At 73.7% G+C, this 255-nt stretch carries 1 protein-coding gene; it reads right to left on the bottom strand.

Annotation, left to right across the window (positions count from 1 at the left end; translation table 11 throughout):
• On the bottom strand, positions 1 to 255 hold a 255-nt coding region (locus KYY02_RS33850; RefSeq protein WP_371244947.1), incomplete at both ends, for a CurL C-terminal domain-containing protein.

The following is a 255-nucleotide window of genomic DNA, read 5'->3' as shown; positions in this document are numbered from 1 at the left end:
GCCGCCCCTCGGCCAGCGCGGTCAGCCCGTCCAGCAGCACCGCACGGTCCTCACCCACCACCACCGCACGGTGGGCGAACGCCGACCGGGTCGTCGCCAGCGAGTATCCGATGTCAACAGGCGGGTGCTCGTCCACGACCGACATCAGACGCTCGGCCTGGCCGCGCAGGGCGCTCTCGTCGCGTGCCGACAGCACCCACGGCACCGGACCCTCACGTACCGGCTCGGAGGTCTCCTCCCGCTCCGTCGCGGGCG

Source organism: Streptomyces pimonensis, assembly GCF_041380215.1.
Classification (GTDB): Bacteria; Actinomycetota; Actinomycetes; order Streptomycetales; family Streptomycetaceae; genus Streptomyces; species Streptomyces pimonensis.
Note: the sequence above shows the minus strand (reverse complement) of the source record. Positions and strands in the feature narration are given on the sequence as shown.